Consider the following 23,981-nt stretch of genomic DNA (forward strand, 5'->3'; position numbering starts at 1 on the left):
CTTCAGGCCAGCCTCGGCTTCCTTCAAGATGCCGATGATTTGTTCTTCGGTGAATCGCTTTTTCATTGCCGTTCCTCTCTGGAACGGACTCTACACCGTCACCGTACTAAATGCGGGGAGCAGGTCAGCCCCTCTGATGGATTGTCAGGGATGCACGATAGCAACGGGATAGGGGCTTGCGTAAGCCCCTGGGGTATAGTGGAAAACCGCTTGAGTTGATGCGGCAATCCACTAGGGGTTGTGATTCCCTAGCGAATCGCAGACGGATCAGGCGGTGAAGCCGTGCTAGTTACTTCCCTGTCAGCAGGCCAGCGACGTTGGCTTTCGAGATGAGGTAGTTCATAAATGCCGAGCAAGCCACAATCATGTACTTGGCTTCATCGAAACCCACGTTTGTTGCTTCATCGCCTAGTGAGTGCCTCACCCCTTCCTCGTTGCTCGCGTATCCATAGAGCTTGACGAACGCATTGCGCAACGATGGATGAATTTCTACCTTCTTATTCAGGTCAGCGAGTGCGCCTGAAAGCCCCTGTGCCGATGACTCGCCAAGAACCTTGGTTACCGATTCGATGGCACTGATAGCCTCCTTGGTTGCGTTCCGATAGTCCGGCTCGGGCTTCTGAGCAAGCAAAGCGAGGGCGGTTCGAAGGTGCTCATTCGCGCCTGCTAACGCGGCTCTTTCAGTTGATCGGACAGCATCCTCAACTGACTCTAACTCTTCTCTGTTTGTAATGGGAGAAAGCACACCAGCGACAAAGCGGTAACCCGAGCGTTCGCGTTCCAGCACATGGTTGAACGCATCCATCAGACGCGTGTTTTGACCGCTTACACCACGGAGAATCTGGTTGGCATTGTCAACCAGGAACTCAATGAAGTTGTACACCTCGTGCCATTCCTGGCTGTCATACCACGCTCTAACCCACTGCTTCTTTTGGATTCCATAAATAGGGAGGTCATCTATCGGCGTCTTGGTCACGTGGGTGGACATCGCGCGCGCCAAGAGTACCCACTTGTCGTTGTTGCCCTGTGTCTCACACAGTGAATGGATGATGTTCCACAGGGATGCTCTAAGCGGGGCGTCTATGCTATCAATCTGAAGCATCTCCGGCGTCTGGGTTGCGCCGATACGGTCAGAAAATCGTGGTCTCACTGGTCTCGTTGCCCTTTATCAATAAGCTGAAGGCCTAGCCAACAGCCTTACCTGGCTACTCGCGCTTGATGGGAAGACTGCGCCCCTCGTCGTACCCCGCAGCTTGGCGCTTGGTTGGCCATCCGCCAATCGAAAGGCGAACCCCTGTGGGGTATCCAACATCGCGTAGGTGGTCAGCTATCGTATGGCGGAATTCGTGCGCCGTGTGTTCCCATTTGTTCGCCCGTAGCCAGCCTGCAACGGTGGCTGATGCGCTGTCAGCGTCGCAGTTTCGGATATTTTAAGTGTAGCGCGGGAAGAGAAAAGGCGGGCAAATAGCCCGCCATCCGTTAGCCCAGTTTGAGCGCCAGGTCTTCAGCGCGAAGGTGTGTATAGCGCTGAAGGTGCTTGAGATTCTTATGGCCAGTGATGGCCGCCACCTCCATCACATTCAACCCTTTCTCAAACAGACGGCTTGCTGCTTCGTGCCGCAGGTCGTGGAAATGAAGTGTGCCCAGCCCACATTCATCGCGGACACGGCAGAAAGCGTACTTCATGGCGGACTGAGTCAGCTTGAAGACTCGGCCTTTGTGAGGTGGTGGGCACCACGTCAGCGCCTCGATAGCTCGACTGGATAACGGGACCTTTCGGGGAGTTCCATTCTTTGTCATGGGAAGAAGGGCGGTGCGCGCTTCAAGGTCGATGTGTTCCCACCGCAGCTTTGCTATCTCACCTTGGCGCATGGCTGTCTCAATGGCAAGGATGATTGCCGGGGCAATCTCGCGGTTGAAGTCAAGAGCCTTCTCTATCAGCCGCTCGTCGTCACCGGCCATTAGCCGCACGTCACGCGGAGGGGGGAGCTTGGGTCGCCGGAAGCCACGCACAGGATTGACCGTGAGCCCCATCTCCCATTCGTCTATCGCGATTCGGTAGACGGCTGAGATGGCGTCCAGCTCGCGACCTACGGAGCTACCGAGCACTTCCGTTATGCGCCGGTCGCGCCACTCGGCAAGATGGGACTTGTTGAGCTGGGCAGCAGGAACGGAGCAAAGTTTCTTTTCCTTCTTGAGCAGACGTTGCAGCGTGCGGCGGTCCCACTCACTTGACCGCTTTCCAGGTATGGGATGCTCGATGTACTTCCGGAACAGGTCTCCGACAGTGGGGCCGGTATCAACGGGCTTGGCCGTGTGTCCGGGCTCGTGTTCCGCAGCCCAGCGCGTAGCGGCTTCCTCGCTGGCGAAGGTTGCGGACAGGCTAGGCTGCCCCTTACGGCGGATTTTGACCTGCCATTTTGTCCCACGCAGGGTGATTGTGGCCATTCACGTTCTCCAAGTGATTGATTAAGAACATGAAAGTGGTCTCGTGTCGCACGACCGCGAGTTCGTGAGCGGGCTGGCGAACCGGATCATCGAAGTGCGCACGGACGGCACGCTGTTCGACTTCGGCGGGAATTACGAGGAGTTCCTGACGAGTCAGGGGCAGGAGTAAGTGTCCTGAGGTTTTGTCCGGTCGTGGGTCCAGGTTAGCCATCACCGCCCCGGGGCGAACAGCCGGAAGCGCTACAGGCCCGCATCGACAGCCATGTCGATGCGGGCTTTTTCATATCTGCCGCGGCAAAACCCGGCCACGCGCCCATTCCAGTTTCCTCTGCTCAATCGACTTCGGGTAAATTACCCATCCAACGCCACCCATCATTCCCCATTTCGCCCCGGAGCCGCCCTCGATGCAGGATCATCCTCTCCCGCTCGACCTGTCCGGCCTCGCGCCCAGCCTGTACGCGCAGGGCACCGAGGAGGGCATCCTGTCGCGCCTGATGGAGCGGATCGCGCCGACCAACCGCTTCTGCGTCGATATCGGCGCGAGCGACGGCCTGCGCAACAGCAATACCGCGCGGTTGCTGCGCGAGCAGGATTGGGCCGGCGTACTCGTGGAAGGCAGCGCATACCGGTTCGGCAAGCTTGCCGCGCACTACGCGGGCGTGGAGCGCGTCCGCCTGCATCACGATCGCGTGCAGCCCGACACGGTTGACCAGTTGCTCGCCGACGCGAACGTACCGACCGACTTCGACCTGCTGTCGATCGACATCGACGGCAACGATTACTGGGTGTGGCGCGGCCTGCAAGCGTTTGAGCCGCGCATCGTCGTGATCGAATACAACCCGTACTACACGCCGCCCGAGCGCTGGGTCATGTGCTTCAATCCCGACCACGAATGGGACGGCTCGACCTATTACGGCGCGAGCCTCGAATCGCTCGTTCATCTCGGCCGGCAGAAGGGCTATGAGCTCGTCTGCTGCGACGACATGGGCAACAACGCATTCTTCGTGCGGCGCGACCTGTACCCGCTGCTCGGCATCGCGAACAACGATCCGTCGGTGTTGTTCCGGCCTGCGATGTACAAGCTGCGCTACGTCGGACACAACACGTTCCTGACCGGTCATCCGTATCGGCACGGGCCGGCCGAGCACATCTGAATGGATTCGCTCGCCGTCACCTTCGACGAGATTCGCGACGCCTATGGGCTCCATCGCAGCGGCCCGCCGACGCAGGTCAGCGAACGGGTGTGGCATCTGCCGGCTGCCGGCGGTACAGATGTGGCGGTCAAGCTCTATGCGTTCGAACACCACGCGCGCGCAGTCAAGGAAACCGCCGTCCTCGCGCATCTGGAAACGCATGGCGACAGCCGTTTCCATGTGCAGACGCTCGAGCGTACGGCGTCCGGCGAATCGCTGTGGTCGGGGCAGCATTCGCACGCGATGCTGACGCGGTGGGAAGCCGGGCAATTCAGAACCTACGATACGTTCTCGCCAACCGAATGGGAGGCGCTCGGCGCGAGTCTGGCCGCGTTGCACCTGAGCCTCGAACCCCTGCATCTGCCGTCGCTCGATACGATCCGCGCGCGGCTGGCCTCGATCGACGCGGATGCGGTACGCGCCAGTCTGCTGGATGCACTCGATCGAGCCGATGCGAACGCCACCGCCGCCGCGAACCTGCGCCGCTATGTCGATCTCGCGCTGCGCATGCTCGATCGCTACTATCCGGGCAGTATCGAGGCGTTTCCGGCCGACGATCCGCAGCACCCGATCCACAACGACTACAACCAGTTCAACTATCTGTTCACGGGCACGCTGCCGCCGCTGATCCTCGACTGGGAAGCGTCGATCGGCGCGCCTCGCGAATACGAGCTGGTGCGATGCCTGAATCATTTGCCGCTGGAAGCGCCGCACCTCGCGCAAGCGTTCGTGCGCGCCTACCGGCGCGTGCGGCCGGTGAACCTGGCCAACATCGCATGGGCGGTCGATGCCGCATGCTTGCAGCACGCGCTCAAGCTGTGGATCGTGCAAGGCTGGCTCGACGATCCATCGCGCTTCGCGTCGCACCTGAACGGCGCGGTGACGATGGCGTCCGCGATGGTGGACGCGCGTGGCCATCTGGTCGATTTCTTTTCCCGTTGCATGGAAGCAGGAAGCTGATGTGAGTGCGAATCCGAACAAGATCCCGAATCCGCCGCGACCCGGCGAGCGGCAGCACGTGTTTCCGCCGCCGCTGGATCGCGATTACCGCGTCGAGGACGGGCGCATCCAGACGCGCTCGCTGGAAGCGCATATCGTCGATCACTGCAACCTGACCTGCGCGGAATGCTGCTCGCTGTCGCCGCTTTTGCCCGAGTGGCATGCCAGCCCCGAATCGATCGAAGCCGATCTGCGCAAGGCCGCGAAGGTGTTGCGCCCGCGCATGTTCAAGCTGGTCGGCGGCGAACCGCTGCTGCATCCGTCACTCGTCGAACTGGTCGAACGCGTGCGCGGCACCGGCATCGCGCCCGTGATCTCGGTCACGACGAACGGCCTGAAACTCGGCGAGATGCCCGACGCGTTCTGGCAAGCGGTGGATGCGCTGACGATCTCGCGCTATCCCAAGCCGGCGCTTTCCGCCGACCTGGTCGCGCATGTCGAGCATCAGGCCGCGCGCTTCGACGTGCGTCTGAACTGGAAGGTGCAGGACGTATTCACGACGATGAACCGCGCCCAGCCGGGCACGGATCGCGACGAAGCCCGACGCATCTATCACGATTGCTGGATTCGCGAGCGCTGCCATATGATTCGCGACGGCATGTTCTACACGTGCACGCGTCCCGCGCATTTCCATACGCTGTACCGAGGCGAGAAGGATTTCCAGGCCGACGGCCTGCCGTTGCGCGACGACGCGGGCATGCTCGACGCGATGCTCGCCTATCTGCAACGCGAGACGCCGCTCGAAGCGTGCCTGCATTGCCAGGGCGGCAGCGCGCCGGTGGCGCCGCATCGCATCCTCAAACGCATTGAAGTGGACACCTTGAAGGCTCGTTATCCATGATCGCCGGCACGCGCGACCCGTTCGGTTTCGATCGTCTGCACTACCATTCGCCCAGCGGCGTGTCGGCGTCCGGCATCCGCGCCGTATTGCGGGCGTCGGGGCAACCGGCCGGCGCGCCGGACGCGGCCGCCATCGCGGGCTACCTGAGCGGCGAGCGCCTCGTCGGCCGCACCGTGCTGCGCGACGTGCTCGCGGTGCCGCCCGGTCATGCACTGATCCGGTCGCCGCAAGGGCTGACGGTGCAGCCGGCGCTTAATCGCCCGCAGCAAGCCGACCTCGACACCGTGCTGCGCGCGTCGCTGCAGTGCGCGCTCGACAGCGGCAAGCGCGTCGCGCTGGCGCTGAGCGGCGGGCTCGATTCGGCGCTGCTGCTCGCGTTGCTGCGCGAGCTCGGCGCATTGCGGCACGTGACGGCCTACATCCTCGCGACCGACATGCCCGATTACTGCGAACTCGACGCGGCGCTCGAACTCGCCACGCTGATGCAGGCGAACGTGAAGATCGTGCGCGCGAACGAGGCGGATTTCATCGCGGCGCTGCCGAGGACGACCCATGCGGTCGAGGAGCCGATGTTCAACCTGCATCCGGTCGCGAAGCTGCTGCTTGCCGACGCGATGGCGGCGGACGGCGTCGAGGTGGCGATCACCGGCGACGGCGCGGATCAGGTGTTGCGCCGCGACCGGTCGGCCAACTATCTGCCGCTGTGCCACGCGTTGTTCGACGCCGCATCGGTCGAGCTGCATCCGCCGTTCGTCGATACCGCCGTCGTCGCGCATCTGACGAGCCTCGCGCCCGACCCGGACAAGCAGTGCCTGCGCGATCTCGGTGCGCGCCTGAACCTGCCGGACCGTCTCGTGCACGGCCCCAAGCGCGGGCGACTCGCGCCGGCGATGGATCTCGCGACGCTGCTCGATCGCGACCGCACGCATGCGCTGGCCGACATGCTCGGCCTGGCCGCGCCCGCTTTGCAGACGGATACCGAACGCGTGCTGTGGACGACGCTGACACTGATTCTCGATCATCTCGATCGCCTTCATCCCGATGCCGCGCATCGCCCAACCTGAGCCGCTCATGAAACGCATCCTGTTCTGCGTGGTGCCCGAGAAGGGCCACGTCAATCCTTGCATCGGCCCGGCCCAGCATCTGCGCGCCGCCGGTTGCGACGTCGCGTTCTATGCGCCGGCCGACATCAGCGAACAGCTCGACGGCGCCGGCGGCTTCACGTTCGTCGGGCCGCGCGAGACGCCCGAGCGCCACGACCTGTCGCGCGGCGCGAGCTTCGCCGCGAACATTCGCGACGCCGACTGGCTGCGGCACTGGATCCGCACGCTGCTGATCGACCTCGCGCCGGCGCAGGTGGACGGCGTCCGCGCGGTGCTGCGCGAATGGCAGCCCGACGTCGTCGTGATCGATCCGCTGCTCTATGCCGCGGCGATCGCCGCCGAACTGGAAGGGCTGCCGTGGGTTTCGATGTCCAATTCGCTGAATCCGGTGTTGCCGGACGATCTCGATTCGGAACTGCTGCGCACGGTGCGATGGCTCGAACCGGAACGCACGCGGCTGTTCGCGCGCTACGGCCTCGACGCACGCTTTCGCGGTTGCGACGTGCTGTCGCCGCACCTGACGCTCGCGTTTACGACCGACGCGCTGGTCGGCGCGCCGCCGCCCGGTGTCGAACTGGTCGGCCCCGCGATGCCGTCGGGCCCGCGCGGCGACGAGACGGCGTTCCCGTGGGAACGCCTCGATGCGGATCGCCCGCTCGTCTATATGTCGCTCGGCAGCCAGCTTTACTACCATCCGGAGGTGTTCGCGAAGGTGATCGACGCGACGCGCGCGACGTCCGCGCAACTGGTGCTGTCGGTCGGCGAACTGCTCGATTCGGATCTGCTGCCGGCCGGCGACGAACGCGTGATCGCGGTACGGTACGCGCCGCAACTGGCGCTGCTGCGGCGCACGCACGCGTTCGTCAGCCACGGCGGCGCGAATTCGGTGATGGAGTCGCTCGCGTGCGGCGTGCCGATGCTGCTGTCGCCGTTCTGCAACGACCAGTTCCATTCGGCGCACTTCGTCGAGCGGGCCGGCGCGGGCTGCGTGCTCGATCTGCAGCAGGCCGGCGTCGCGGACATCGCCGACGCGCTCGAACGCCTGCTGCGTGCCGGACCGTTGCGCGAGCAGGCGGCACGGATTCGCGACAGCTATGCCGCGCGCGACGGCTCCGCGCAAGCCGGCCGCCTGATCAGCGCACTCGCTTCAGGAAACCGCCTGGCGACAGCGTCATGAGTACGCGGTCCTCGATGTCGTGGTCGACTTCGAATCGATCGTCGCGGGCAAGAAATTCGCGTGCTGCCGTGGCCGGGTTGTTGCCTCGACCGTACGGCTTGCCGTCGAACATCGACTCGGGCAGGTGCTCCATGATGGTGTCCATCACGATCGCGTAGCTGCCGGGCGTCACGAAGGGCGCATAGCATTCGAGTTCGCGCAGCACGTGCGCGTGCGTATGCGTGAGATCGAGGATCGCCATCACGCGTGCGCCGTCGCCGATCTGCGCGCGCACCGATGCGAGTGTGTCGGCCGCGCACGATTCGCCTTCGATCAGCACCATGCGATGCGCGAGCCGGTGCGCGTGCAGGCGCTGCCTGACCTCGTCGCGCAGGCGCGGTTCGATCGCGACGACGCGGCCGGGGTTGCCCGCCAGCTCGAGCATCGACGCGGTGAACACCACGCCGCCGCCCGCCGCGATGCCGGTCTGGACGATGCAGTCGGGGCGCTCGCGCCAGATCAGTTCCTGCAGCGCGAGCATGTCGCCGGGCAAATGGAAGAAGCGCTCGCCGAGCCAGCGCGTCTGGAACAGATGGCCGAATTCGGCGGCTTGCGTCAGCCATTCGATGTTGATGTCCCGCATGCGGGCCGAAGGACGCTCTGACATGGTCAATGGAACGAGTAGGAGTGACGTGAAAACGCTGGAACCGTGGCTGCACCGGTACTGGAACATCGGGCCGGCGCGCCTGCAGGCGCTGGCGTCGGGCCATACTAACAAAACGTATCTCGTCGAGTGTGATGCGGGGCGCACGGTGCTGCGTGTGTCGTGGGCCGGCAAGCCGCTCGGGCAAATGCGGCGCGAGGCGTTGATCCTCGGCCGTCTCGGGGATGCGCGCACAGCGTCGACGCTGCCCGCGCTGCCTCGGCTGAGGCTGACCGTCGATGCGCAAACCGGCGTGCAGACGTCCGACGGAAGCTGGCTGCATCTGTTCGAGCATATCGACGGCCATCCCGGCTTGCCGGACGACGCACACAAGGGGGCGACCGATGCGATGCGCACGCTCGCGCATCTGCATGCGGCACTGGCCGCGATACCCGCAAGCGAAGCGGCGCCGCTGGCGTGGTTGTCCGCACGCCATGCGCGCGTCGCGGCGCGCGCGATGCCGTCGCTGCCGGGCGACCTGCGCGGCGCTTACGACACGGTGATCCGACGGATCGGCGCGCATCTCGACGCGGCGTCGGCGTGGCTCACGGGGCAGGCGCATTGGCTGCACGGCGACTATCACGCGGGCAACCTGCTGTATGTCGGCAACGCGGTGAACGGCGTGCTGGATTTCGACGATGTGGGGCAGGGGGCGCAATGGCTCGAGGCGGCCTTTGCGTCGTTCGCGCTGTCGCGCGATGCGGGCCGGGACGACTGCTTCGTCTTCGACCGTGGGCGATGGGCGGCCTGCCTGCACGCTTATGCGGCGACGCGGCCCGATGCGGCGCCCGAATGGCTGCGCGACAAGCACGAGCCGTTGATGGCGCTGTTCTGCGCGGACCAGACGCTGATCCATCTCGAAGCCGCGCAGCGCGGACTGTGGATGCCGGGGCCCGGCATCGGCTTCCTCGGCGGCTGGCGTCAGTTGCTGGACGGGGCGCTGCCCGCGGGTTAGCCGGCCGTCGCGTCAGCGCTGCCGGTTCAGGAACAGCCGCACGGCTTCGACCGTGTTGGGCCGCGCGTCGCCGTGCCGCGATCCGTCGTGCAGGCAGAACAGCGCGTCGCGATGCTGCGCCGCGCAGGCATCGGCGTGCGCGCACATCGCGTCGAACAGCGCCTGCGGCGATGGCGCCGGCCGCTGCCAGTCGTCCAGTATCGCGGTCCAGCCCGTGTGTTCGCGTTGCAGGCGCGCGAGCACGGCAGCGCGATCGTCCTGCGGCATCAATCCGTACGGAAGACGCAGCGGGATCGCGTCCGGCGCGGCAAGGCCGGCGCGGCGGTAGATGTCGCGAATCAGCGTATCGGTCGTGTGGATTTCGTCGATCAGTGCGACGTCCGCGAGCGCACCCGGCCTCGCATGCGAATGGGTGTGATTGCCGAGCCGATGGCCTTCGCGCGCGATTCTCGTTGCGACGTCGAGCGCGCCCGCCAGGTGCTTGCCGAGCACGAAGAAGGTCGCCGTGCACGATGCATCGCGCAGCACGTCGAGCAGCGCGGGCGTGGACGGGCCGGGACCGTCGTCGAAACTGAGGTGGATGGATGTCATGAGTCGTCCGGGCCGCTCACTGAACCGGCTCGATGGCCAGCGGGCACGTGCCGACCGGACGCAGCCGGGTGCCCGTCCATTCGTAGAAGAACCGTGCCGCTTTCGCGTTGCCGTCGCCGCAATCGTCGTTGAAGCAGCCGGCGACGATCAGCAGCTTGCTGCCGGCACGGAAGTCGACGCGCTCGTCGTCGTTGCCCATCACGCCCGAGACGGATTTCACGCCGGGCATCGTGTACGTCGCGCCCGTGTCCTTGTCGACGATCGCGAAATTTCGGCAATCCGTTCCGCAACCCCAGATCGCGACGCGGTAGTGACCGGCAAAATTGGCCGGTTGCGCGAATTCGCCACGAATGACGGTGCGATACAGGCGCGCTTCGCTGCTGGTGAGCCGAGGCGACGCGGCCGGTTTGCGCGGCGCGCGGGCGGCGGCCGGTGCCGGATAGCGGTCGAACGAAGGCGACGCGCAGGCCGCGGCCGCCGTGGCTGCGGGCGCGGCACCGGCGGCACCAGCGGCACCGGCGGTACCGGCGCCGGCCATCAGCGCGGTCGATGCGCCGGCGATCAGCAGAAGTCGATGGGCAAGCGCCACGCGAGTGTCCTTCATGTTCGAGATTGATGTCGGGCCGCAGCGGCCGAACGGCCGGCGACGACGATTCTATGACGCTTCGCGCGGGCCGGCGATACGGAATGGCGGTCGCCCGCGTGTCGCGCCGGCGATGCCGCGCGGAATCGCCGGTCAAGCATTGTCAAATCGCCGCGATATCACGATGCCTGACGTTTCATGCGGCTCCGAAGGCTGTCACGCGCCGGTCGATTGAGTATCCTTGGATGCGATTCGCGGTATTCACGCAGTCACAACCGGGAGGCTTTACATGAATGCACGTCTTTATCGCGCGACCGTTGCCGGCGCGCTGATCGGATTGCTCGCGCCGTTTTCGGTCGCCCATGCGCAACTGGGCGACGTCCTGAAGCAAGTCGGCGGTGGCGGCGATTCAGGCGGCAGCGCGGGCGGAGCGCTGGGCAACCTCGGCGGACTCGGCGGCGCGCTGACGGGCGGCGGCGGTGCGTCGCTGACGCCGGGTAGCACCGGCAACGTCGCGGGCCTGCTGCAGTTCTGCATCCAGAACAACTATCTCGGCGGCGCAACCGGCGGCGGCGCGTCGTCGGTGAAGGATGCGCTGATGGGTAAGCTCGGCGGCAACGCGTCGTCCGACAGCGGCTATACGAGCGGCGCGAGCGGGATCCTCGACGCAGGCAACGGCAGCAAGCTCGACCTGAGCGGCGGCGGCCTGAAGCAGCAGGTGACCAAACAGGTTTGCGACAAGGTGCTGACGCAGGCCAAGTCGCTGCTGTAAACGCATCGGCACGCATCGCGCGTGCTGTTGCTGGGGGCGGTGCATACGCACCGTACCCCGTCGATCATTCCGGCCGTTACGTTCGTCACGGCGAAAAGCGCGTCGCGCTCGGCGATGCCGCGACCCGTGCACAGGCGGGCCCCGGACGGCTCAATCGGCCAGCCGCTTGTCCGCGAGCGCCTTGCAGCAGTCTTCGTACACCCATTGCACGAGTTTGGCCCGGTAGTCGAGATCGTCGGTATCGACGATTTCCTCGACCGCGTCGCGTGCCCACGACGCGTCGACGAACCCCGCATGCCGCTTCGCGATGTCCTGCGCAAGCGCCGCGAGCCTGGCGACTGCGAGCCAGTCGGCCTGGCGGTGATGACGGTCGAGCCAGCGGTGCGCGGCCTGGACCTGGAACGCGGCGTCCGGCCATGATTCGTTGAGATAAAACGCGCCGAGGTTGCCGCAGGTGAGCCAGCAAAGCAGCTCCAGGCGGTCTTGCGAGCCGAGGGTATGGGATGCGTCGGACATGGCAGCGCTCACGAAGTGCGTCGATTCCGGGCGGCGCCGGCCGCAACGGGCCGGTGCCGATAATAAAAACATAGCACGATGCAGGCCCGGCCGCGCAACCGGGTCGATGCCGACGTGGCGGCGGCCCGACGAATGTATTGCCGGCCATGCGCGGCGGCCGGCGGAGCACCGGCGCGAGGGCGCTCCGGTTCTTTCGAATGGCTGTCATTCGTCACACCAGCCACCGAAACGCTCGCTAGAATGTCGGCTTCCCTGGAGGCGGAAAACGATGAAAATCTACGACCAGTTCTACATCGACGGCGCATGGCGCAAACCGGCCGGCACCGGCACGATCGACGTGATCGATTCGGGCACCGAAGCCGTGATCGGCCGGATTCCCGAGGGCGTCGCGTCCGACGCGCAGGACGCGATCCGTGCGGCCCGCGCGGCCTTCGACGCATGGGCGGCCACGCCGGCCGCGACGCGCGCGGGTTACCTGCGCAAGATCGTCGAGCATCTGCAGGCGCGCAGCGAGGAACTCGCGCAGTCGATCACCGGCGAAGTCGGCATGCCGATCAAGCTGTCGCGCGCGATCCAGGTCGGCGGCCCGATCTACAACTGGAAGGCGTACGCAAAGCTCGCCGAATCGTTCGAATTCGAGGCGCGCGTCGGTAATTCGCTGGTGGTGCGCGAGCCGGTCGGCGTCGTCGCGGCGATCACGCCGTGGAACTACCCGCTCAACCAGATCACGCTGAAGGTTGCGCCGGCGCTCGCGGCCGGCTGCACGGTCGTGCTGAAGCCGTCCGAGGTCGCCCCGCTCAACGCGTTCATGCTCGCCGAAGCGATCCACGCGGCCGGGCTGCCGGCCGGCGTGTTCAACCTCGTGTGCGGGTATGGTCCGGTCGTCGGCGAGGTGCTGGCGACCGACCCGGACGTCGACATGGTGTCGTTCACCGGCTCGACGCGTGCGGGCAAGCGCGTGGCCGAGCTGGCGGCCGCGGGCGTCAAGCGCGTCGCGCTGGAGCTGGGCGGCAAGTCGGCGTCGGTGATTCTCGACGATGCCGATTTCGCGACGGCGGTGAAGGGCACGGTCAACGCGTGCTACCTGAACGCCGGCCAGACCTGCTCGGCGCATACGCGGATGCTGGTACCGGAAGCCCGCTACGACGAAGCGCGCGAAATCGCGAAGGCCACGGCCGAAACGTACGTCGCGGGCGACCCGCGGCAGGACGCGACGCGCCTCGGCGCGCTTGCGTCGGCCGCGCAGCAGCAGCGCGTGCAGGCGTACATCCAGCGCGGGATCGACGAAGGCGCCGAACTCGTGACGGGCGGCATCGGTTTGCCGAAAGGGCTCGCGAAGGGCTTCTTCGTGAAGCCGACCGTGTTCGGCCGCGTCGATCCGAAATCGACGATCGCGCAGGAAGAGATCTTCGGGCCGGTGCTGTCGATCATCACGTATCGCGATGAAGACGAGGCCGTGCGGATCGCGAACGATTCGCCGTACGGGCTCGGCGGCGCGGTGTGGGCCGGCAGCGACGAACGTGCGATGCGCGTCGCGCGCCGCATCCGCACGGGGCAGGTCGACATCAACGGCGGTACGTGGAACGGCGCGGCGCCGTTCGGCGGCTTCAAGCAGTCGGGACACGGCCGCGAGAATGGCGTGTACGGGCTCGAAGAGTATCTCGAATACAAGTCGATGCAGCTGAAGCCGGCGAAGCCGGCCTGAACGCCGCTCGCGGCCCGAACCGGAAACGGCACGTTCGCGTGCCGTTTTTTTATTGACGGCCGTCAAGGTGCGCGGCGCTGGATCGTCGATCATCGCGGTTCCGATGTTCCGACGAGGTTTCAGATGACCGTACGCACTTCCTTTCCGCCGCTGACGATTCGCGGCCGCACCTTGCTGCCCGTCGTGCAGGGCGGCATGGGCGTCGGCATCTCCGCGCACCGGCTGGCGGGCAGCGTCGCGCGCGAGGGCGCGGTCGGTACGATCGCGAGCATCGACCTGCGCCACCATCATGCGGATCTGCTCGCGCGTTGCCGCGCGCAACCCGATCGCGCGACGCTCGAAGCGGCGAACCTCGACGCGCTCGCGCGCGAGATCCGTCTCGCGAAGACCTACAGCGAAGGGCGCGGGATGATCGCGGTCAACGTGATGAAGGCGGTGAGCGCGCATGCGGACTACGTGCGGGTCGCGTGCGACGAGGGCGCGGACGCGATCGTGATGGGCGCGGGCCTGCCGCTCGATCTGCCCGACCTCACGCAAGGGGACGACATCGCGCTGATCCCGATCCTGTCGGACAGCCGCGGGATCGCGCTGGTGCTGAAGAAATGGATGAAGAAGGGGCGCCTGCCCGATGCGATCGTGATCGAGCATCCGGCGCACGCGGGCGGGCACCTCGGCGTCACGCAGATCGACGACATGCACGACGGCCGTTTCGATTTCGCGCGCGTGCTCGACGAAACCGCGCAGGTGATGGCGTCGCTCGGTCTCGCCCGCGAAACGATCCCGCTGATCGTGGCCGGCGGGATCAACAGTCACGATACGGTGCGCGCGGCGTTCGCGGCCGGCGCGAACGGCGTGCAGGTCGGGACGCCGTTCGCGGTGACGGAAGAAGGCGATGCGCATCCGCAATTCAAGCGCGTGCTCGCCGAGGCGACGCCCGACGACATCGTCGAATTCGTCAGCGTGACGGGGCTGCCGGCACGCGCGGTGAAGACGCCCTGGCTCGATCGTTACCTGCGCAACGAGACGCGCATTCGCAACAAGCTCGGCGCGCTGAAGCAGCGCTGTCCGACCGCGCTCGAATGCCTGAGCGTATGCGGGCTGCGCGACGGCATCGAGAAATTCGGCCACTTCTGCATCGATACGCGGCTCGCGGCCGCGCTGCGCGGCGACGTCGCGAACGGACTGTTCTTCCGCGGCCGCGAAGCGTTGCCGTTCGGCCGCGCGATCCGCAGCGTGCGCGATCTGCTCGACCTGTTGCTGACGGGCAGTGCGACCGAGCCTGCGACAAACCGTCCTGCGTTTACGCTGGCTTGACGGATATCAAGATGACGAAAAGACCCTACAGGGAGAATGGAAACCATTCTTTGGGGGTCCGTACCATGCATGAAACGATTCGAACTTGTGTCACCGCAGCCGCCGTCGCGGCCGGCATCGTCGCGATGCCGTCGCTGTCGCATGCGGCGTCGCCGGGCGACGGCATCAACCAGGGCGACGTCCTGGTCCGGCTGCGCGCGATCAGCATCCAGCCGAACGAGCGCGCGAGCGATACGCTCGGCGCCATCAACACGGGCGTGAACAACGCGATCGTGCCCGAGCTCGACTTCACGTACATGATCCGCGACTACCTCGGCGTCGAGCTGATCCTCGGCACGTCGCGGCATCAACTGACGTCGAGCCTCGGCAATCTCGGCGGCGTGGGCGTGCTGCCGCCGACGCTGCTGCTGCAGTATCACTTCAACCATGCGGGCAAGGTGCGGCCGTACGTCGGCGCCGGGTTGAACTACACGTACTTCTACAACAACGGGCTCAACGTCGGCGGGCAGGGCGTATCGATCGACAAGAGCAGCTTCGGCCCCGCGTTGCAGTTCGGCGTGGACGTGCAGTTGACGAAGAAGGTGTTCATGAACGTCGACGTGAAGAAGATCTGGATGAGCACCGATGCGACGCTCGGCGACAAGGGCATCGGCACGCTGCACATCGATCCGCTGATCGTCGGCGTGGGCGTCGGGATGAAGTTCTAGACGCGACGGAAAAAGAACAGAGTTGGGGTTGGCGGCATGGCGGTCGGCATGCCGCTCTTTTTTTGCGCGGCCGATTTACAGCTTGTCGTACTGGAAGCGCATCGCGGTGCCTTCGCGCGTGATGCGCTCCCACACCGCGCGCTTTTCGTCGTCGCTCAGGAACACCCAGTTCGAGACTTCGCCGGCCGTGCGGCCGCAGCCCTTGCAGACTTCGTCGAAGAGCGTCGAGCACACGCCGATGCAGGGGCTGTCGGGGAGGTCGTGAAGATTGGAGGCCATCGGGAAGGTTCGCGCAGTTGAATCGTCAGCCGCCATTTTAATGCATCGCGGCGGCCCGGCCGGCCGCCGGCACCGGCGTGTTGTCCCGGCGCGGGAGCGGGACGGTTCGGGCGGGCGTCGGGCTCGCTCGCCGAGCGGGCGCACCCGGCATGCGAACGCAGGTTCGTCACCGTCCGTTTTTCCCGGTGGACAGCCGCCGATTACCCGATAGAATTCCCCCGGAACGCCCCGCCGCACGGGCGGCCCGAGCGGCCGGCAGCGGGAATCTGTTCCGTTTGCGCGACACCGGCATGATTTTTTTGTGACGGGGCGCGAATGATGGTAGTTTTCGGGGTTTTCGAGGGGCGGCGCGCCAGAATGCGCCGCCATGACGAAGCAGACGGCAGCCGGGCAATGCGTCCGGCCGGAGGGAGAACGGGATGAAAGCAAAGGTAGTGGGCCGGTTCGCGGCGCTCGCGCTGTGCGTGGGTGCATCGGCGGCAGCAGCGAAGGATACGCAGCTCAATGTCTACAACTGGTCGGACTACATTGCGAAGGACACGATCCCGAACTTCGAGAAGCAGGCGGGTGTCAAGGTCCGCTACGACAACTACGACAGCGACGACACGCTGCAGGCGAAGCTGCTGACGGGCAGCTCGGGCTACGACATCGTCGTGCCGACCAGCAACTACGCGGGCAAGCAGATCGCCGCCGGCATCTTCGCGCCGCTCGACAAGTCGAAGCTGCCGAACCTCAAGTACCTCGATCCGCAACTGATGGCGCTCGTCGCCGGCGCGGATCCGGGCAACAAGTACTCGGTGCCCTGGGCGTACGGCACGACCGGTCTCGCGTACAACCTGACGAAGGCGCAGCAGGCGCTCGGCAAGGTGCCGCTGGACAACTGGGACATCCTGTTCAAGCCGGAAAACCTCTCGAAGCTGAAGGCCTGCGGCGTGTCGGTGCTCGATGCGCCCGACCAGATGTTCGCGGCCACGCTGCACTACATCGGCAAGGATCCGATGAGCACGAACCCGGCCGACTACAAGGCCGCGATGGAAGTGCTGAAGAAGATCCGTCCGTACATCACGCAATTCAACTCGTCGGGTTACATCAACGACCTGGTCGGCGGCGACATCTGCTTCGCGTACGGCTGGTCGGGCGACGTCGTGATCGCGAAGCATCGCGCGATCGAGGCGAAGAAGCCGTACAAGATCGAGTACTACATTCCGAAGGGCGGCGCGCCGGTGTGGTTCGACGTGATGGCGATCCCGAAGGATGCGAAGAACAAGGAAGCCGCGCTGCAGTGGATCAACTACATCGAGGATCCGAAGGTGCACGCGGCGATCACCAACGCGGTGTACTACCCGAGCGCCAACGCCGAGGCACGCAAGTACGTGCGCCCCGACGTCGCGAACGACCCGGCGGTCTACCCGCCGGCCGACGTCGTGAAGACGCTGTTCCTGCTCAAGCCGCTGCCGCCTGAAATCCAGCGTCTGCAGACGCGTCTGTGGACCGAGCTGAAGTCGGGCCGCTGACACGAGCCGAAGTGAACCCGCAGTCATGAAGCCCCTGGTGCCCCCGGGGGCTTTGTTCGTCTAACGCAGGAGAGAAGCAGCACATCATGAATAGCCAGTCGGGCGCGCCGGTCGCGGGCGCGCCGTTCTCCGTTTCCTCCTCCGGCGCCGATGCGCGCGCCGAGAACTTTGTCCAGATCGTCGACGTCGTCAAGAAATTCGGCGACACCGAAGCCGTGCGCAGCGTCAATCTGACCGTGCGCCAGGGCGAGCTGTTCGCGCTGCTCGGCAGCTCGGGCTGCGGCAAGTCGACGTTGCTGCGGATGCTCGCGGGCCTCGAGACGGTCACGTCGGGCAAGATCCTGATCGACGGCGAGGACCTCGCGCAGATGCCGCCGTACAAGCGGCCCGTGAACATGATGTTCCAGTCGTATGCGCTGTTCCCGCACATGTCGGTCGAGTCGAACGTCGCGTTCGGGCTGAAGCAGGAAGGCACGCCGAAGGCCGAGCTGAAGGCGCGCGTCGCTTCCGCGCTCGAACTCGTGCAGATGGGCAAGTACGCGAAGCGCAAGCCGCACCAGCTGTCCGGCGGCCAGCAGCAGCGCGTCGCGCTCGCGCGTTCGCTGGTCAAGCGTCCGAAACTGCTGCTGCTCGACGAGCCGATGTCCGCGCTCGACAAGCAGATTCGCCAGCGCACGCAGATCGAGCTCGTCAACATCCTGAACAAGGTCGGCGTCACCTGCATCATGGTCACGCACGACCAGGAAGAGGCGATGACGATGGCGAACCGCATCGCGGTGATGAGCGAAGGCCAGATCGTGCAGATCGGCTCGCCGAACGAGGTGTACGAATACCCGAACAGCCGCTTCTCGGCCGAATTCATCGGCTCGACGAACCTGTTCGACGGCGTGACCGTCGAGGACGAACCCGATCACGTGTACATCGAATCGCCGGAACTGCCGAGCCGGCTGTACGTGAGCCACGGAATCTCGGGCCCGCTCGGGATGCCGGTCACGGTGTCGGTGCGCCCCGAGCGGATCGCGCTCACGCGCAAGCCGCCCGAAGGCGCGTTCAACTGGGCGCGCGGCAGGATCAGCAACGTCGCGTACATGGGCGGCTATTCGCTGTATCACGTCAAGCTCGACGCGGGCAAGACGGTGATCGCGAACGTGTCGAGCCTCGCGATTTCCGAGCTCGACACGCCGTCGCTCGGCGACGAGATCTACGTGCGCTGGAGCGCGACCGCCGGCGTGGTGCTGACGTCATGAATGCGTTCAAGTCCCTGCTGGAGTGGCCGGTGCGGCGCTTCAACCTGACGGGCGCCACGGCGGTCGTCGCCGGGCCGTTCACGTGGCTCGTGCTGTTCTTCCTCGTGCCGTTCGTGCTGGTCGTGAAGATCAGTTTCGCGGAGCTGCAGCTCGGCATCCCGCCGTATACGGAGCTCGCGTCGTACGCGGACGGCGTCGTGCACATCGCGCTGAACCTGTCGCACTACGCGTTCCTGTTCACGGACAGCCTGTATTTCGCGACCTACGTGAACTCGGTATGGGTCGCCGCGATCACGACGTTGCTGTGTCTGCTGCTCGGTTATCCGATGGCGTACTACATCGCGCGTTCGAACCCGGCCACCCGCAACCTGCTGATGATGGGCGTGATGCTGCCGTTCTGGACGTCGTTCCTGATCCGCGTGTACGCATGGATCGGGATCCTGAAGAACAACGGGCTGCTGAACAACTTCCTGATGTGGATCGGGCTCACCCATACGCCGATCGAGCTGTACCGGACGAACTACGCGGTGTACATCGGGATGGTGTATTCGTACCTGCCGTTCCTCGTGATGCCGCTCTACGCGCACCTCGTGAAGATGGACCTGCGCCTGCTCGAGGCTGCGTACGACCTCGGCGCGAAGCCGTGGAAGGCATTCGTGCAGATCACGCTGCCGCTGTCGAAGAACGGGATCATCGCGGGCTGCCTGCTGGTGTTCATCCCGGCGGTCGGCGAATACGTGATTCCGGAGCTGCTCGGCGGCGCGAATACGCTGATGATCGGCCGCGTGATGTGGAACGAGTTCTTCAACAACGCGGACTGGCCGATGGCATCGGCCGTGACGTGTGCGATGGTGTTGCTGCTGCTCGTGCCGATGGCGATGTTCCAGCACTTCCAGGCGAAGGAACAGGGAGGCCGCCGATGAAGCCGAACCGCTATCTGCAGTTCGCGGCGCTGTTCGTCGGCTTCGCGTTCCTGTACATCCCGATCATCAGCCTGATCGTCTATTCGTTCAACGAGTCGAAGCTCGTCACCGTGTGGTCGGGTTTTTCGTTCCGCTGGTACGCGGCGCTCGTCGAGGACGACGAACTGCTGACGGCCGCGTGGCTGTCGCTGAAGATCGGCGTGCTGACCGCGTTCGCGTCGGTGTTCATCGGCACGTGGGCCGGCTTCGTGCTCGCGCGGATGGGGCGCTTTCGCGGCTTCGCGCTGTTCAGCGGGATGATCAACGCACCGCTCGTGATTCCCGAGGTGATCCAGGGGATCTCGTTGCTGCTGCTGTTCATCGAACTGGCGAAGTGGATCGGCTGGCCGGCCGAGCGCGGCGTGTTCACGATCTGGCTCGGCCACGTGATGCTGTGCATCTCGTACGTCGCGATCATCGTGCAGTCGCGCGTGCGCGAGTTGAATCCGTCGCTGGAAGAAGCCGCGCTCGATCTCGGCGCGACGCCGCTGAAGGTGTTCTTCACGATCACGCTGCCGCTGATCTCGCAGGCGCTGATCGCGGGCTGGCTGCTGTCGTTCACGCTGTCGATCGACGATCTCGTGCTGTCGGCGTTCCTGTCGGGCCCCGGCTCGACGACGCTGCCGCTCGTCGTGTTCTCGCGTGTGCGTCTCGGCCTGAATCCGGAAATGAACGCGCTCGCGACGCTGTTCATCGTCGCGGTGACGGCCGGCGTCGTGATCGCGAACTTCGTGATGCTGCGTCAGGAACGCAAGCGGCTGGCGGGGTTCGCGGCCTGACACGCCGGTTGCGGCCGTCATGAAAAACGCCCGGTGCCGACGACGAGTCGGGCCGGGCGTTTCGTTTTGGCGGTGCGTGACGATCGCCGGCCCGTCGCCGGCGTTCACGCGCCGAACGCCGCCTTCGCCAGCAGCCCCAGCGCGACGCACACGAGCACGGCCGCGAAGCCGGCCTGCACGTGCCGCGCGGCGAGATGGCGCGACGCGCCGCGGCCGGCGGCCATGCCGAGCGCGGTCGCGACGGTGAACCACAGCGTCACGTCGAGCGGCGCGCGCGTGCCCGACACGAGCGTCGCGAGCACGCCGCCGGTGCCGACCAGCGCGATCACCATCAGCGACGTCGCGACCACCCCATGCATCGACACGTTCGTGAACTTGCGCAGCATCGGCACGATCACGAAGCCGCCGCCGACGCCGAGCAATCCCGTCATCAGGCCCGTGACCGCGCCGGTCGACGCCAACGCGATGCCGACGGGCCACGACCACACGAGCCGGCCCGTATCGGGATTCACGCGGCCGACGCACAGCGGCGACGCGTCCGCATCGGCCGCCTGCCGCCGCAGCGCCTGTCGCAGCAGGCGGCCGGCGACGACCAGCATCGTCAGCGCGAACAGCGTGAGCAGCAGGCGCTGCGGCAGCACGTGCGCGAGCCGCACGCCGAGCGTGGTCAGCGGCACGCCGGCCACGGCCATCAGCAGCGCCGCGCGATAGCGCACGAGCCCGCGGCGGAAGCCTTCGAGCGCGCCGAGCGCGGCGCTGCCCGCTACCGCGACGAGTGCGACGGGGGTGGCCTGCTGCATCGGCCAGCTCATCCCGACGACGAGCGCGGGCACCGCGAGAATGCCGCCGCCGGCGCCGGTCAGGCCGAGCACGGCGCCGACGAAGCCGCCCAGTACGAGGGAAATCAGCATGGCGTCATCGCGCTCCAGTCAACGTGCGATCGCGGGCTTCGCGAGCCATTCGCGGCCCTTGAGCATCGCCTTCCAGTAGAGCGGCGGCAGCACGCGCTCCTTGAGCAGCCACGCGAGCCGCGACGGCCGCTTGCCGTCGATCAGCCAGGCGGGGAAGGTCGGGGCGACCTTGCCGCCGTACAGGAATTCGGCGAGCACGATCTTGCCGCGCTCGACGGTGAGCGGGCACGAGCCGTAGCCGTCGTACGAGGCGTCGCCCTGTGCGCGGCCGAGCGACGCGAGCAGGTTGTGCGCCACGACGGGCGCCTGCTTGCGGGCGGCCGCGGCCGTTTTCGCATTGGTCGTGTTGGTGACGTCGCCGAGCGCGTAGATGTCCGGAAACTGCTTGTGCCGCAGCGTCGCCGGATCGACGTCGATCCAGCCGGCCGCGTCGGCGAGCGGGCTCGCGCGCACGAAGTCGGGCGCCGTCTGCGGCGGCACGACGTGGATCATGTCGAACGAACGCTCGACGGTTTCCTTGCCGCCGTCCGGCAGCGCGCGCGAGAACGTCGCACGGCGCGCGGGCCCGTCGATCGCGACGAGGTTGTGGCCGAACGACAGCGCGATGTCGTAGCTTTTCACGTACTCCATCAGCGCGGGCACGTAATCGGGGACGCCGAACAGCGCGCCGCCCGCATTCAGGAATTCGACGTTCGCGGCGTCGAGGCGCCCCGTGCGCCGCCAGTGGTCGCACGACAGGTACATCGCCTTTTGCGGCGCGCCCGCGCACTTGATCGGCATCGGCGGCTGCGTGAAGAGCGCGCGGCCGCCGCGGAACGCGCGCACGAGTTCCCACGTGTACGGCGCGAGATCGTAGCGGTAGTTCGACGTGACGCCGTTGCGGCCGAGCGTGCCGGCGAGGCCGTCGATCGCGTGCCAGTCGAGCTTGAGCCCCGGGCACACGACGAGCTTGCGATAACCGATGCGTCGGCAGCCGTCGAGCACGATCGCGTGCGCGTCGGGCTCGAAGCCCGCGACGGCGGCCCGGATCCGCTGCACGCCGTGCGGCAGCACGTCGGTCATCGGCCGCGCGGTGGTGCCGGGCTGGAACACGCCCGCGCCGACTATCGTCCAGCCGGGCTGGTAATAATGGACGTCGGCGGGATCGATCACCGCGATGTCGAGCGATGCGTCGCGCGCGAGCAGGCTCGACGCGACCGCGATGCCGGCCGCACCGGCGCCGACGATCACGATGTCGTGCCGCGCGTCCACGGCGGGCGCCGCCTGGCGGTCGCCCTGCGCGATACGCGATGCGAGCGCGCTCAGGTCGTAGCCGGCCGCGCCGGCGGTGGCGACGAGGTCGTCCAGCGGGCGCAGCCGCGCCTGCGACAGCGCCCACAGCGCGGCCGAACGCGTGCCGCTGCGGCAGTAGGCGAGCACGGGGCCTTCGAGCGACGCGACGAGCGCGCCGAATTGCGCGGCCTGGTCGTCGGTGACCTTGCCGGTATCGACCGGCAGGTAATGCACGTCGATGCCGAGCGGCGCGGCGGCCGCGCGGATCTCGGTGACGGTCGGCTGGTCGGCGCCTTCTCCGTCGGGCCGGTTGCAGATGATCGCGCGGATGCCCGCCGCGTGAAGCGCGGGCAGGTCGGCCGCCGCGATCTGCGGCGAGACCGACAGCGCGTCGGTCAGCTTGCGGATGGTCATGTCGGGTTCTCCGGATGGGGCGGGGCGCGCGGCTCAGATCGCGTCGAGCGGGATCTTCAGGTAGCGCACGCCGTTGTTCTCGGGTTCGGGCAGGTGGCCGGCGCGCATGTTGACCTGCACGGACGGCAGCATCAGCACGGGCATGTCGAGCGTCGCGTCGCGCGCGGTGCGCATCGCGACGAAATCGTCCTCGCTCACGCCGTCCTTCACGTGCACGTTCGCGCGGCGCTGCTCGGCGACGGTCGTCACGAACTGCACGTCGCGGCCGCCCGGCTGGTAGTCGTGGCACAGGTACAGGCGCGTGTCGGCAGGCAGCGCGAGCACGCGCGCGATCGAGCGGTACAGCGTGCGCGCGTCGCCGCCCGGGAAATCACAGCGGGCCGTGCCGTAGTCGGGCATGAACAGCGTGTCGCCGACGAACGCCGCGCGCTGCGTCGCGTCGGCCACGCAGTAGGTCATGCACGCGGGCGTGTGGCCCGGCGTGTGCAGCGCGCGGATCGTCAATGCGCCGAGCGCGAGCGTGTCGCCGTCGTCGACGAGCCGGTCGAACTGACGGCCGTCTTCCGCGAAGCCGGGGCCCGCGTTGAACAGCGTGCCGAACACGTGCTGCACGCGGCGCACGTGCGAGCCGATCGCGATCCGGCCGCCGACCTGCGTTTTCAGGTACGGTGCGGCCGACAGGTGGTCGGCGTGCACGTGCGTCTCCAGCAGCCAGTGCACGGTCGCGCCGAGTTCGGCGACGCGCGCGATCAGCCGGTCGGCGCTGGCGGTGCGCGTGCGGCCGGATTTCGGGTCGTAGTCGAGCACGCTGTCGATCAGCGCGCACGCGCGGCTCGCCGTCTCGAGCAGGAGATAGCTCACGGTGTGGGTCGCCGGGTCGAAAAAGCCTTCGACCGACAGGGCGGGGGCATTGCTCACGGGGTGTCCTCGATCGGGTTCTTCATCTGCAATCGCGATCTTTATTTCAAGAAGCGTGCCAGCCTGCGGCGCGGCACCGACCGATACGCCAGGGACTTG

Annotated in this window: 25 protein-coding genes and 1 pseudogene; 16 read left to right on the forward strand and 10 right to left on the reverse strand. The window is 66.3% G+C overall.

Annotated elements, in window-relative coordinates; all coding sequences use genetic code 11:
* Positions 1-219 (forward strand): hypothetical protein (locus C4B30_RS35985; RefSeq protein WP_234015478.1); only part of this gene is annotated, 219 nt, incomplete at its 5' end.
* Positions 220-289: 70 nt separating this feature from the next.
* Here C4B30_RS35985 and C4B30_RS31965 read toward each other — a convergent pair.
* Entirely contained in the window at positions 290-1,150 is an 861-nt protein-coding gene (locus C4B30_RS31965) for an AbiJ-NTD4 domain-containing protein (RefSeq protein WP_264835739.1), read from the reverse strand.
* Between the two features lie 329 nt (positions 1,151-1,479).
* Positions 1,480-2,448 (reverse strand): site-specific integrase, encoded by a 969-nt coding sequence (locus C4B30_RS31970; protein WP_027784532.1) that lies wholly within the window; start codon positions 2,446-2,448, stop codon positions 1,480-1,482.
* A gap of 43 nt (positions 2,449-2,491) precedes the next feature.
* On the opposite strand from C4B30_RS31970, the pseudogene C4B30_RS36145 reads away from it, so the two are divergent.
* The 6 genes and pseudogenes from C4B30_RS36145 to C4B30_RS31995 form a co-directional block, all read left to right on the forward strand.
* Positions 2,492-2,617, forward strand: a pseudogene (locus C4B30_RS36145) (hypothetical protein); the annotation flags it as partial.
* 235 nt (positions 2,618-2,852) lie between these two features.
* Positions 2,853-3,602, forward strand: coding sequence for an FkbM family methyltransferase (locus C4B30_RS31975; RefSeq protein WP_027784530.1), 750 nt, complete (start codon positions 2,853-2,855; stop codon positions 3,600-3,602).
* Positions 3,603-4,601 carry a phosphotransferase enzyme family protein gene (locus tag C4B30_RS31980; RefSeq protein ID WP_027784529.1) on the forward strand — a complete coding sequence of 333 codons (999 nt, stop codon included), beginning with the start codon at positions 3,603-3,605 and terminating at the stop codon, positions 4,599-4,601.
* Position 4,602: 1 nt separating this feature from the next.
* Positions 4,603-5,481: a radical SAM protein gene (locus C4B30_RS31985; protein WP_027784528.1), complete on the forward strand. Its 879-nt coding sequence runs from the start codon at positions 4,603-4,605 to the stop codon at positions 5,479-5,481.
* Positions 5,478-6,545, forward strand: a complete 1,068-nt coding sequence (locus C4B30_RS31990) for an asparagine synthase-related protein (RefSeq protein ID WP_027784527.1) — start codon at positions 5,478-5,480, stop codon at positions 6,543-6,545. The genes C4B30_RS31985 and C4B30_RS31990 overlap by 4 nt, the downstream gene beginning before the upstream one ends.
* A gap of 7 nt (positions 6,546-6,552) precedes the next feature.
* Positions 6,553-7,761, forward strand: a complete 1,209-nt coding sequence (locus C4B30_RS31995) for a glycosyltransferase (RefSeq protein ID WP_027784526.1) — start codon at positions 6,553-6,555, stop codon at positions 7,759-7,761.
* Here C4B30_RS31995 and C4B30_RS32000 read toward each other — a convergent pair.
* Positions 7,718-8,407, reverse strand: coding sequence for a cephalosporin hydroxylase family protein (locus C4B30_RS32000; protein WP_027784525.1), 690 nt, complete (start codon positions 8,405-8,407; stop codon positions 7,718-7,720). The two genes, C4B30_RS31995 and C4B30_RS32000, sit on opposite strands and share 44 nt — an antisense overlap.
* Positions 8,408-8,432: 25 nt before the next feature.
* On the opposite strand from C4B30_RS32000, the gene C4B30_RS32005 reads away from it, so the two are divergent.
* Complete coding sequence (locus tag C4B30_RS32005; protein ID WP_027784524.1) at positions 8,433-9,398, forward strand: phosphotransferase; 966 nt, start codon at positions 8,433-8,435, stop codon at positions 9,396-9,398.
* Positions 9,399-9,410: 12 nt separating this feature from the next.
* Here C4B30_RS32005 and C4B30_RS32010 read toward each other — a convergent pair whose 3' ends face one another.
* Both C4B30_RS32010 and C4B30_RS32015 read right to left on the reverse strand, forming a co-directional pair.
* The gene (locus C4B30_RS32010; RefSeq protein ID WP_027784523.1) at positions 9,411-9,989 is read right to left on the reverse strand and encodes a polysaccharide deacetylase family protein; all 579 of its coding nucleotides are present in this window, start codon (positions 9,987-9,989) and stop codon (positions 9,411-9,413) included.
* A gap of 16 nt (positions 9,990-10,005) precedes the next feature.
* Positions 10,006-10,578: a hypothetical protein gene (locus tag C4B30_RS32015; protein WP_027784522.1), complete on the reverse strand. Its 573-nt coding sequence runs from the start codon at positions 10,576-10,578 to the stop codon at positions 10,006-10,008.
* 283 nt (positions 10,579-10,861) lie between these two features.
* Between C4B30_RS32015 and C4B30_RS32025 the strand changes: the two genes are divergently transcribed.
* A complete protein-coding gene (locus C4B30_RS32025; protein ID WP_027784521.1) occupies positions 10,862-11,344 on the forward strand; it encodes a DUF2501 domain-containing protein in 483 nt (160 codons plus the stop codon).
* A gap of 150 nt (positions 11,345-11,494) precedes the next feature.
* Here the strand turns inward: C4B30_RS32025 and C4B30_RS32030 are convergent, their stop codons facing one another.
* A complete protein-coding gene (locus tag C4B30_RS32030; RefSeq protein WP_027784520.1) occupies positions 11,495-11,860 on the reverse strand; it encodes a hypothetical protein in 366 nt (121 codons plus the stop codon).
* Between the two features lie 268 nt (positions 11,861-12,128).
* Between C4B30_RS32030 and C4B30_RS32035 the strand changes: the two genes are divergently transcribed.
* The 3 genes from C4B30_RS32035 (at position 12,129) to C4B30_RS32045 (ending at position 15,586) form a co-directional block, all read left to right on the forward strand.
* Positions 12,129-13,565 carry an aldehyde dehydrogenase family protein gene (locus C4B30_RS32035; protein WP_027784519.1) on the forward strand — a complete coding sequence of 479 codons (1,437 nt, stop codon included), beginning with the start codon at positions 12,129-12,131 and terminating at the stop codon, positions 13,563-13,565.
* A 123-nt stretch (positions 13,566-13,688) separates the two neighbouring features.
* Positions 13,689-14,879: an NAD(P)H-dependent flavin oxidoreductase gene (locus tag C4B30_RS32040; protein ID WP_027784518.1), complete on the forward strand. Its 1,191-nt coding sequence runs from the start codon at positions 13,689-13,691 to the stop codon at positions 14,877-14,879.
* A 65-nt stretch (positions 14,880-14,944) separates the two neighbouring features.
* Positions 14,945-15,586, forward strand: coding sequence for an OmpW/AlkL family protein (locus tag C4B30_RS32045; protein WP_027784517.1), 642 nt, complete (start codon positions 14,945-14,947; stop codon positions 15,584-15,586).
* 75 nt (positions 15,587-15,661) lie between these two features.
* On the opposite strand, the gene C4B30_RS32050 is transcribed toward C4B30_RS32045, so the two are convergent.
* The gene (locus C4B30_RS32050; RefSeq protein WP_027784516.1) at positions 15,662-15,865 is read right to left on the reverse strand and encodes a DUF1289 domain-containing protein; all 204 of its coding nucleotides are present in this window, start codon (positions 15,863-15,865) and stop codon (positions 15,662-15,664) included.
* 419 nt (positions 15,866-16,284) lie between these two features.
* Here C4B30_RS32050 and C4B30_RS32055 point away from each other — a divergent pair, with 419 nt between their 5' ends.
* From C4B30_RS32055 to C4B30_RS32070, 4 genes are all read left to right on the forward strand, one after another.
* Positions 16,285-17,379: a polyamine ABC transporter substrate-binding protein gene (locus tag C4B30_RS32055; RefSeq protein ID WP_105133492.1), complete on the forward strand. Its 1,095-nt coding sequence runs from the start codon at positions 16,285-16,287 to the stop codon at positions 17,377-17,379.
* An 86-nt stretch (positions 17,380-17,465) separates the two neighbouring features.
* On the forward strand, positions 17,466-18,626 hold the full coding sequence (locus C4B30_RS32060; RefSeq protein ID WP_027784514.1) for an ABC transporter ATP-binding protein: 1,161 nt from the start codon (positions 17,466-17,468) through the stop codon (positions 18,624-18,626).
* The gene (locus C4B30_RS32065; protein WP_006488137.1) at positions 18,623-19,549 is read left to right on the forward strand and encodes an ABC transporter permease subunit; all 927 of its coding nucleotides are present in this window, start codon (positions 18,623-18,625) and stop codon (positions 19,547-19,549) included. The genes C4B30_RS32060 and C4B30_RS32065 overlap by 4 nt, the downstream gene beginning before the upstream one ends.
* Positions 19,546-20,367, forward strand: a complete 822-nt coding sequence (locus tag C4B30_RS32070) for an ABC transporter permease subunit (RefSeq protein ID WP_027784513.1) — start codon at positions 19,546-19,548, stop codon at positions 20,365-20,367. Before C4B30_RS32065 ends, C4B30_RS32070 begins: the two co-directional genes overlap by 4 nt.
* Positions 20,368-20,471: 104 nt before the next feature.
* Here C4B30_RS32070 and C4B30_RS32075 read toward each other — a convergent pair whose 3' ends face one another.
* From C4B30_RS32075 to C4B30_RS32085, 3 genes are read right to left on the reverse strand one after another with little or no spacing between them, the layout of a single operon-like run.
* Positions 20,472-21,278: a sulfite exporter TauE/SafE family protein gene (locus C4B30_RS32075; RefSeq protein ID WP_027784512.1), complete on the reverse strand. Its 807-nt coding sequence runs from the start codon at positions 21,276-21,278 to the stop codon at positions 20,472-20,474.
* Positions 21,279-21,296: 18 nt separating this feature from the next.
* Complete coding sequence (locus C4B30_RS32080) at positions 21,297-22,964, reverse strand: bifunctional protein tyrosine phosphatase family protein/NAD(P)/FAD-dependent oxidoreductase (RefSeq protein ID WP_105133493.1); 1,668 nt, start codon at positions 22,962-22,964, stop codon at positions 21,297-21,299.
* A 33-nt stretch (positions 22,965-22,997) separates the two neighbouring features.
* On the reverse strand, positions 22,998-23,882 hold the full coding sequence (locus tag C4B30_RS32085) for an MBL fold metallo-hydrolase (protein WP_027784510.1): 885 nt from the start codon (positions 23,880-23,882) through the stop codon (positions 22,998-23,000).
* Between the last annotated feature and the right edge of the window lie 99 nt (positions 23,883-23,981).

The organism is Burkholderia sp. BE12 (assembly GCF_002959955.1).
Lineage (GTDB): Bacteria > Pseudomonadota > Gammaproteobacteria > Burkholderiales > Burkholderiaceae > Burkholderia.